The sequence below is a fragment of the Hymenobacter agri genome, from assembly GCF_054778495.1.
The window spans coordinates 1-9,458 of the sequence record NZ_BAAGZM010000119.1 but is presented as its reverse complement, the minus strand read 5'-3'; the positions used below and the strand labels follow the sequence as shown (position 1 = coordinate 9,458).

Below are 9,458 nucleotides of genomic sequence, written 5' to 3'. Positions count from 1 at the left end.
GGCCATGCGCCTCTACCCGCCCGCCTGGATGGTGGACCGCGTGGCCCTGGCCGACGACGAGTTTCAAGGCCTGCGCATTCCGGCCGGCACGCTGTTCTCCCTCTACTTCCACGGCCTGCACCACGACCCGAAGTATTGGGACGCACCCGAGGAGTTTCGGCCCGCCCGCTTCGGCCCCGGCCAGGCCCGCCCGGTGCAGCCCAACGCCTACGTGCCCTTCGGCGGCGGCCCGCGCCTGTGCATCGGCATGCAGTTCGCCCTTACCGAAATGCACCTCGTGACGCTGGAACTGCTGCGCCAGTTCGATATCGAATGGGTGCCCGGCCAGCCCGAAGCCACGCTCCAGCCCCTCGTGACGCTACGCCCGAAGCACGATTTTCGGGTACGGCTGCGGTTACGCTGAATTGCTGGAAAAAAGAACGTCATGCTGAGCTTGTCGAAGCATCTCTACCGCGCAAGTAAAATCAATTACTGCTGCGGTAGAGATGCTTCAACAAGCTCAGCATGACGTTCTTCGAAAAGTTACGCCCCGCGCTACTCCTTCAGCAGCTTGTCAATGGTCTTATTAAAACCGTCGATTTCTTCCTGGTAATATTTGCCCGTGCCCGGCCCGCTGAAGCCGGTGTGGATTTTCCGCACGTTGCCTTTCTTATCGAGGAAAATGGTGGTGGGGAAAGCCAGGAACTTCGCCAGCTGCGGCAGCGACTGCGCCACCGAATCCTTGTTGCTCACGCCCGCAAACGCCACGTCGTAGCCAATTTTGAACCGCTCGCGCATGCTGCGTAGCTTGGGAGCCGATACCGCATAGTCGCCGCTGCGCTCGTAGCCCAGGCCGATGATTTCGACGCCGCGCGCCTTGTTCTTCTCGTACCACGGGGCCAGGAAGTTGGTCTCGTCCATGCAGTTGGGGCACCACGAACCCAGAATTTGCAGCACCACTACTTTGCCGCGGTACTTGGCATCGGTGGGCGAAATGCTGCCGCCTTCGACGACGTTGGGGAATTTGAAATTCAGCCGCGATTCACCCTTTTTGAGGTAGGTGAGCGTGTCGGCATCGGGCAGCTTGGCCTTGGGGTCGGGCACGGCCGTCCAGGTTTCGTGGCCCGACTTACCGGAGTAGAAGTCGCCGAACAGCGTATTGGGCGCGTATTCTTTGGTGATATCGACCGGCTCCTTGGGCCCGTTGTGGGCCGTGAACAGGAAGGCATGGCTGCCGTCGAAAGTGCTCACGCGCATGGTTTGCCCATCCACGCGGCCACTGAGGTAGCGGTAGTCGCCGGTGGTGGTGAGGAAGGTGCCGGTGAGCTTGTCGCCTTTCTGGGTGAATACGCCCGTGGCGGGGTAGCTGTCGGCACCCTCGGCGAAAGTAGCCCGCCAGGTACCGCCGAAATTGCCCGTAGCCTCGGCCGACTTAGCGGCCGGAAACAGCTCCTGCGTGCCGGCCGAAGCCGTGAGCGGCACGCGGTAGGGCGTTTTCGAATCGTATTTCACCCAAGTGCCTTTCAGCTTGTCGGCGCCGTCGGCCCGCACCACCAGCGCCGCATCGAAGGCGTGCAGGCGGATGGTAGTGGAGTCGCCGGCCGATTTAATATCGTCGCAGCGCAGACGCTCCTCGCCGTTCAGGCCCTGGTTGATGAGGTAGACTACTGGCTGGCCGGCTTCGGTTTTTACCTCAAACAAAAACGGAATTTCCTGGCCTTGCGTGGCCAGCACCCCGCGCCAGGGGCCGGGCGCGAGCGTGGGCGCACCCGCCGCGCCGCCCGTGGCCGTTTCGGATGAAGAAGTGGAAGGAGAGGAGCAGCCGGCGAGGCCCAGGCCCAGTGCGGCCGCAGCCAGCAGGGAAGAAGAAAATGCTTTCATGGTAAGCGCAAATGTGCGAACAGAACCCCAACAACCGCACGTTGGTCGGTTAGGTTGTCGGTGGCTTGACTTTTCGGTTGATAAATGCGGCCATCTGCCTTGATTTGAGCACGAAGTCTTGTCGTACCAGCAGTTTCCTACCGCGCCCGCACGGCCGTCCAGGTTTCAGCTACCGCTTTATCCGCATAGAAAAGCCCTTTTAGCGAGCCATCGGGCAGCTTTTTGGCTTGCAGTAGCACCCCGGTGCGCCCGTCGAAGCTGGAGATGCCCATGCCGTCGCCTAGCGCCGCGCCCGACAGGTACGAAAAGCTGCCGTTCGTGCCCGTGAGCTTGCTGGTCAGCTTGGCACCGTCCTGCTTGATAACCAACGTAGCCGCCGCCGACTTGCCGCTGCTAGTTTTAATGGTGGCCTTCCAGGTGCCGGCAAAATTGGGTGTGGCCGCATCTGGCCGCAGCGGACTTTGCTCGCCATAGATGGCGCTGAAAGCCGTGCGAACGGTCTTTTTGCCGTTGGGCTGCACCCAGGCGCCGGCCAGGTGGTCGGTGCCGTTGGCGCGCACTACCAGCGTGGCGGCGGTGCCGGGCAGGCTGATGACGGCCGAGTCGCCGATGGGGCGCACGGTGTCGCAACGCAGCCGCTCCTGGCCTTCGGGGCCTTGGTTGATGAGGTAGGCAATGGCTTTGTTGTTTTCCACGGCCACTTCGAAACCGAAGTGCACCGCGTGGTTTTTGACCATCAGATAGCCTTGCCAGCGGCCCGGCTTCAGGCCGGCCGGCAGGGCCACGTCGCTGGCTTGGGCGGCTGTTGGCGCGGCATTTTCAGTGGCTGGGGTGCTGGCGGAGCCACTGGCCGCGTCGGCTGCGGGAGCGTCGGCATTGGCCGGGTTGGGGGCTTCGCTGGTTTGAGCAGCTTCTTTTTTAGTGGTGGTCGTGTCGCAGCCGGTGAGGGCCAGTGCAGCGGCGGCCAGCAGGGGCAGAGAAAATACTTTCATAATGCAGGCAAAGGTCTGAACAGATGCCGAACTACTGCATTTGGCTGCGGGCAGTTGCCGCGGTGGGTTTCGCCGCTGCAAAAATGCGCACTGCGGCCGCTGTAGCCCCTTCGGCCCAACGCCACCCGCCCAACCTGCGTTTACCCTGGATAACCGCCGCCCGGGCTAGGTCCAACTTCGCGTGGATACTACCTTTGCGGCCATCACCCTCTATTTACCTCGCATCCTATGGCTTTCGACCTGGAAATGATTCGCGCCGTGTACGCCGGCATGGGTTCCCGCATCGAAGCGGCCCGCGCCGCGGTGGCGCGCCCGCTCACCCTCACCGAGAAAATCCTCTACGCCCACCTCTACGGTGGCGATGTTAAGCAGGCCTACGAGCGCGGCGTTTCCTACGTCGATTTCGCCCCCGACCGCGTAGCCATGCAGGACGCCACCGCCCAAATGGCGCTGCTCCAGTTCATGCAGGCCGGCAAGGCCACGGCCGCCGTGCCCTCCACGGTACATTGCGACCACCTCATTCAGGCCAAGGACGGCGCCACCGCCGACCTCGCCGAAGCCAACTCCGAGAACAAGGAAGTGTACGACTTCCTGGCCTCGGTGTCGAATAAATACGGCCTGGGCTTCTGGAAGCCGGGCGCGGGCATCATTCACCAAGTTGTTCTCGAGAACTACGCCTTCCCCGGCGGCATGATGATTGGCACCGACTCGCATACCCCCAATGCGGGCGGCCTGGGCATGATTGCCATCGGCGTAGGCGGTGCCGATGCCGTGGACGTGATGGCCGGCATGGCCTGGGAATTGAAGTTCCCGAAGGTTATCGGTGTGAAGCTGACTGGCAAGATGAACGGCTGGACTTCGGCTAAGGACGTGATTCTGAAGGTGGCCGGCATCCTCACCGTGAAGGGCGGCACCGGCGCCATCATCGAGTACTTCGGCGACGGCGCGGAGGCCCTGAGCTGCACCGGCAAAGGCACCATCTGCAACATGGGCGCCGAAATTGGCGCCACCACCTCGGTGTTCTCGTACGACGAGAAAATGGGCGACTACCTGCGCGGCACCGGCCGCGCCGAGATTGCCGAAGCCGCCGCCGCCGTGCGCCAGCACCTGCGCGCCGACGACGAGGTGTACGCTGACCCCGCCAAGTTCTACGACCAGCTCATCGAAATCGACCTGAACACGCTGGAGCCCTACGTGAACGGCCCGTTCACGCCGGACGCCGCCTGGCCCATCTCGCAGTTCGCCGCGGCCGTGAAAGAGCACGGCTGGCCCGAGAAGCTGGAAGTGGGCCTCATCGGCTCGTGCACCAACTCCTCGTACGAAGACATCACCCGCGCCGCCAGCATCGCCAAGCAAGCCGTGGATAAGGGTCTGACCGTGAACGCCGAGTTTACCATCACGCCCGGCTCGGAGCTGGTGCGCTACACCGTGCAGCGCGACGGCCTGCTTGACACCTTCGCCGACATGGGCGGCGTGGTGCTCGCCAACGCCTGCGGCCCGTGCATCGGCCAGTGGGCCCGCCACACCGACGACCCCAAGCGTCGCAACTCCATCATCACGAGCTTCAACCGCAACTTCGCCAAGCGTAACGACGGCAACCCCAACACCCACGCCTTCGTGGCCTCGCCCGAAATCGTGACCGCCTTCGCCATTGCCGGCGACCTCACCTTCAACCCCCTCACCGACACCCTGCAGGGTGCTAACGGTGCTGTGAAGCTCGACGAGCCCCAGGGCGTGGAAATGCCCCCCCGCGGCTTCGCGGTGGAGGATGCCGGCTTCCAGGCGCCCGCGGCCGACGGCTCGGGCGTGCAGGTGATTGTGAACCCCACCTCGGACCGCCTCGAGCTGCTGGAGCCCTTCAAGGCCTGGGAGGGTACCGACCTAATGGGCCTGCGTCTGCTCATCAAGGCCCAGGGCAAGTGCACCACCGACCACATCTCGATGGCCGGCCCGTGGCTGAAATACCGCGGCCACTTAGATAACATCTCGAACAACATGCTCATCGGGGCTACCAACGCCTTCAATGGCGAGGCCAACAAGGTGCGCAACTTCGCGGTGCAAGGCGACGACTACAGCACCGTGCCGCAGTCGGCCCGCTCCTACAAGAGCATGGGCATCGGCACCGTGGTAATTGGCGATGAGAACTACGGCGAAGGCTCGTCGCGCGAGCACGCCGCCATGGAGCCCCGTCACCTCGGCGTGCGCGCCGTGATTGTGAAGAGCTTCGCCCGCATCCACGAAACCAACCTGAAGAAGCAGGGCATGCTCGGCCTCACCTTCGCCAACAAGGCCGACTACGACCTGATTGAAGAAGGCGACACCATCGACATCCTCGGCCTGACCACCTTCCAGGAAGGCAAGCCCCTGCAGGCCCGCCTGCACCACGCCGACGGCGACACCGACCTCATCACCCTCAACCACACCTACAACGAGGGCCAGATTGAGTGGTTCAAAGCCGGCTCGGCCCTGAACCTGATTCGCATGCGCGAAGCCGGTCAGACGGCGTAAGTATCGTCAGTCAGCCGCTTAAGCCACAACGGCCGCCTCGGGAAACCGGGGCGGCCGTTTATATTTATTGCCCCGCTGAAACCTCTTCCTTCCCATGAAAGCAAAAAAAGCCCTGCTACTGGGGGCGCTACTGTTACCCGTGTGGCCTGTGGTAGCTCAAGTCGAAACTAAACCGGTGCAGGTGCGCACGTTTGAGGGTGAAGTGGAGGAGTACAACGTGCTGGTAACGGATAAGAAGGTGCGACAAGGCGCTTATGTGCGTTACCGACCCATGACGTTTGCCGGCATCGCAATCATGGAAGCGGGCAGTTACGACCACGGTATGAAAGAAGGTGAATGGCGGGTTTTTTCGCAAGACCGGCCGTGGAACTGCCTGTTGAATAAAGGTGGCTATCATGCGGGGCAGCCGGAAGGCATGTGGTCGTATTACCACTTCAAGCTAGAGCGCGGCAGTCCTTTTGGGCGGGGTAACAGCCTAGCCGCCACGGCCACACCCAACGGCGCCGGACCCACGGCCGGGTATTCAGTCAACACCAGCGATACCACGGCTGCACTGCAGGCGCAGGGTTTGTACGCGCAGGGCAAGCGCGTGGGCGTGTGGCTGTATTACGACCGGCAGGGGCAGGTCATCCAGAAGGTCGACCACTTCGGCCAGCACCTCCTATACTGGCGCGCCGAAAGTGGTTCGGTAGTAAGTGGCGCGGCAGCCGCAACTCATCCGGTACTGTATTTAGGAGGAAAAGAGCGCCTGAAGGAAGAAGTGTATCATAGCTTAGACAGCCATTTCAACACGATATACGGCGTGGCCAAAAGCGGCGCGGTAGAGTTTCGGGTGGCCGTGGATGCTACCGGTCAGCGTACTGAGGTAGCGCTGGCGTCTGGGGCCAGTCCCACGCGGTACGAAAAGCTGCTGCTGGCTGCCCTGGAACGAGTGCCCGCAACCTGGTTGCCGCAGGCGGCAGCCGGCGAGCCAATAGCCGCCGACTACCGCATCCGCATCACTACCCGCGCTGAAACGCACGAAGGCCGCCCCGTGGTCGGGTTAGCGGTGGAGCCGCTGGGTGAGTAAGTTTCACGGCGCTGTTGGCAAGCTGTAGCCGCTGGCACTTAGGGCCCGTGCATATAGTGCGCCCGCACAAAGAACGTGCGTTTTCGTTTATGAAAACTTTCCTGCTGCTACTCAGCTTATTTTTCGGCCACCTGTTGGGCTACGCCCAAACCACCCTGCCCTACGGCCATAATCCCGCCGCCGGGCACTACCAGCTGGTGCGCGGCGTGAAGCTGTACTACGAAACCTACGGCCAGGGCCCGCCGCTGCTCCTGATTCACGGCAACGGCGATAACATCGCGGCTTGGGCGAAGAACATCCCGTACTTCGCCAAGCGCTACCGCGTCATTGCCGTGGACAGCCGCGCCCACGGCAAATCCATCGACCCCGGCGACTCGCTGAGCTTCGAGATGATGGCCGACGACTTCGCGGGCCTGCTCACGAGTTTGCGCATCGACTCGGCCTACGTGCTGGGGTGGAGCGATGGCGGCATCAACGCGCTGGTGCTGGCCATGCGCCACCCCGAAAAGGTGAAGCGGCTGGCCGCCACCGGCGCCAACCTCTGGCCCGACTCCACGGCCCTGATGCCGAGCCTGTGGCGGCAGCAGCAGCGTGGCTACCGGGATAATAAGAACGTGAAATTCACCGACCCCAAGCGGCGCAACGACTGGAAAGTGTTTTGTCTCGACGTGTTTCAGCCCAACATTCCGCTCTCGGCGCTGCGGCGGGTGCGGGTGCCGGCCTTCATCATCGCCGGCGACCGCGACGTGATTCGGCCTGAGCATACGGTGGCCATCTACCAAAGCCTGGCCCACGCCTGGCTCTGGATTGTGCCCAACAGCGGCCACGCCACGCTGCAGGAGCACGCGGAGGAATTCAACCGAAAAACCGACGCGTTTTTTCGAGCTAAAACCATGCTGCCGCTGGCCCACTAGCCTGGCTGCCCGGCGCGGCCAGGTTAGCGAGCGAGTGCGCACCTCGCCCCGAATGCCTAACTTGCCGGACCTTGCCCACACCTCATGGATTTAAAAGAACTCGAAAACGGCGTTAATCCCGACACGCACTGGTACTACCAGAGCAAGAAGCTGCCGCTGCTGCGCTTTGCTGAGCAACTGGCCAAGTCCGGCCGGCCGCTGACGATTATTGACATTGGCTCGGGCTCGGGCTTCTTTGCCTACGAACTGGAAAAGACCCTGGGGGCCGCCATTGCCAAGGTGTGGCTGGTGGACATCGGGTACTCGGAGGTGGAGATGGCGGCCACGCGCGGGGCCAAGGTGGAGAAGGTGCACGACGTGCCAATGAACGTGACCGACGGCCTGTTCATCATGATGGACGTGCTGGAACACCTGCCCGACGACCTGGCCATGCTGCAGCGCGTGAAGGCCGCCAGCGTGGGCGACCACAACCACTTTTTCATCACGGTACCGGCGTTTCAGTCGCTGTGGAGCGGGCACGACGTATTTCTGGAGCACTACCGCCGCTACACCATTCCGATGCTGAGCGGGGTGCTGCACCAGGCCGGCTTCCGCCGCATCCGCAACTACTACCTCTACGGGGCGCTGTTTCCGCTGGTCTGGACGGTGCGCCGTTTGAACAACCTGCGCAAAAACGAAGCGGCTTCCAACATGAAGCCCTCGCACCCGCTGGTGAACAAGGTGCTGCTGGGGCTGAACTCGCTCGAAATGAAGTTTTCGCGCGCCAACCGCGTGGCCGGCGTCACGTGCGTGGGCGAAGGGCGGGTGTAGAGCGGGCGCTGAGTAAAGCAGCACGACGTTTTTAGTACCGCCGGCGGCCTCAATAGCTCAGGTCGAACCGGCCATCCGTTACTGTGATGGAATCGTGCCCGCCGGTGCCGTTATAGAGAGTGCCGGCAAATGTGCCGCTCACGGTGTGGTTGAAGCGGTTGAGCTTGCGCACCACCAGGCGCACTGGGCGGCGGTTGCTGCTGTGGTAATCGGCATAGCTCGAGCTCAGAAAGTCGATGGCTTGCATCTGCTCCACAAACCTGCCTGTGTAGCTGCGCGACGTATCGGCCCCCAGCAAGTGCAGGCCGCCAAGCGTATCGGAAGGCCAAATCTGGAAGCTGATGCCCATGTCGTAGAACGGCTTGCTGTTACGCACGCCGCTCATCCGGCCGTTGACTTCGATGTGCGGCGGCACCGCGAAGCTGCCAGTCGATAGTACGCTGTTGGGCTGCCAATAGCTGCCGCCCAGTCCCCCCCGCTGCTCGTAGCTGCCCAGCACCGTCCACGTTTGCGCGCCCAGTATGCAGCCCAGGGTGCCGGCCCCGGTTTCGGTATAAGCCGGCAGCTTGGCTTTGGAAAACTCCTCGTTGTTATCGTATTCCATGCTGCACGATTTGGTGCAGGCGCTTAGCGGCAGCAAGCTGAGAATGGAGAGGAAGGAGCGAAGGCGCATGACGTAAAGGGAAAGGAACAGCAGCAAGATACCAGTACGGCGCAAGTGGTTGCGTCGGCTCATCCGCCACCCCGACGGTTCATCCGCTCCATCCGACGGTTCGGCAACGGGAAATTGAGCGCCGGCAGCGGCGCGGGCACCTTTGAAGCATCAAAACCGCCCGCGCCATGAAAACCCCGCTACTCCCGCTGCTCCTGCTGCTGAGCGCACCCGCCGCCCTACTTGCCCAAACGGCCCCCGCCGCCAAAACCCACCAGCCTACCACCGCGCCCACTCGCCTGCGCGGTACCGTGCGCGAGGCTGCCGGGCAGCCGCTGCCAGGCGTGAACGTGTTCCTGAAGGGCACCTTCGACGGGGCCAGCACCGACTCGCTGGGCCGCTTTGATTTTCGCACTATCGGGGCGGCTGGGCCGGCCGTGCTGGTGGTGAGCTTCGTGGGCTACGTGCCGCAGGAAGTACTGGTGAACCTCGGCGAGAGCCCCGTGAGCCTGCCCAACATCCGGCTGAAGCAGAACCCCGCCGCCCTCGGCGACGTGGTCGTGACGGCTGGGGCCTTCGAGGCCAGCGACAGCAAGCGCGGCACCCTGCTCAAGCCCCTCGACATCGTGACCACGGCCGGGGCCCTCGGCGAC

At 62.9% G+C, this 9,458-nt stretch carries 9 protein-coding genes; 6 read left to right on the top strand and 3 right to left on the bottom strand.

The annotated features are described in order from the left end of the window. Positions 1 to 403 (top strand): cytochrome P450 (locus ACYVDE_RS08500; RefSeq protein ID WP_460501065.1); only part of this gene is annotated, 403 nt, incomplete at its 5' end. A 131-nt stretch (positions 404 to 534) separates the two neighbouring features. On the opposite strand, the gene ACYVDE_RS08495 is transcribed toward ACYVDE_RS08500, so the two are convergent. Both ACYVDE_RS08495 and ACYVDE_RS08490 read right to left on the bottom strand, forming a co-directional pair. Then, positions 535 to 1,860 carry a peroxiredoxin family protein gene (locus tag ACYVDE_RS08495; RefSeq protein ID WP_460501064.1) on the bottom strand — a complete coding sequence of 442 codons (1,326 nt, stop codon included), beginning with the start codon at positions 1,858 to 1,860 and terminating at the stop codon, positions 535 to 537. A gap of 137 nt (positions 1,861 to 1,997) precedes the next feature. Then, complete coding sequence (locus tag ACYVDE_RS08490) at positions 1,998 to 2,852, bottom strand: hypothetical protein (RefSeq protein WP_460501063.1); 855 nt, start codon at positions 2,850 to 2,852, stop codon at positions 1,998 to 2,000. A 228-nt stretch (positions 2,853 to 3,080) separates the two neighbouring features. Between ACYVDE_RS08490 and ACYVDE_RS08485 the strand changes: the two genes are divergently transcribed. From ACYVDE_RS08485 to ACYVDE_RS08470, 4 genes are all read left to right on the top strand, one after another. Then, positions 3,081 to 5,360, top strand: a complete 2,280-nt coding sequence (locus ACYVDE_RS08485; RefSeq protein WP_460501062.1) for an aconitate hydratase — start codon at positions 3,081 to 3,083, stop codon at positions 5,358 to 5,360. Positions 5,361 to 5,454: 94 nt separating this feature from the next. Next, complete coding sequence (locus tag ACYVDE_RS08480) at positions 5,455 to 6,429, top strand: toxin-antitoxin system YwqK family antitoxin (RefSeq protein ID WP_460501061.1); 975 nt, start codon at positions 5,455 to 5,457, stop codon at positions 6,427 to 6,429. 89 nt (positions 6,430 to 6,518) lie between these two features. Further along, positions 6,519 to 7,343, top strand: a complete 825-nt coding sequence (locus ACYVDE_RS08475) for an alpha/beta fold hydrolase (RefSeq protein WP_460501060.1) — start codon at positions 6,519 to 6,521, stop codon at positions 7,341 to 7,343. Between the two features lie 84 nt (positions 7,344 to 7,427). Next, positions 7,428 to 8,153: a class I SAM-dependent methyltransferase gene (locus ACYVDE_RS08470; RefSeq protein WP_460501059.1), complete on the top strand. Its 726-nt coding sequence runs from the start codon at positions 7,428 to 7,430 to the stop codon at positions 8,151 to 8,153. Positions 8,154 to 8,202: 49 nt separating this feature from the next. Here ACYVDE_RS08470 and ACYVDE_RS08465 read toward each other — a convergent pair whose 3' ends face one another. Further along, on the bottom strand, positions 8,203 to 8,826 hold the full coding sequence (locus tag ACYVDE_RS08465; RefSeq protein ID WP_460501058.1) for a Riean_0653 family protein: 624 nt from the start codon (positions 8,824 to 8,826) through the stop codon (positions 8,203 to 8,205). Between the two features lie 167 nt (positions 8,827 to 8,993). Between ACYVDE_RS08465 and ACYVDE_RS08460 the strand changes: the two genes are divergently transcribed. Beyond that, a partial coding sequence (locus ACYVDE_RS08460; RefSeq protein ID WP_460501057.1) for a carboxypeptidase-like regulatory domain-containing protein occupies positions 8,994 to 9,458 on the top strand: 465 nt, incomplete at its 3' end.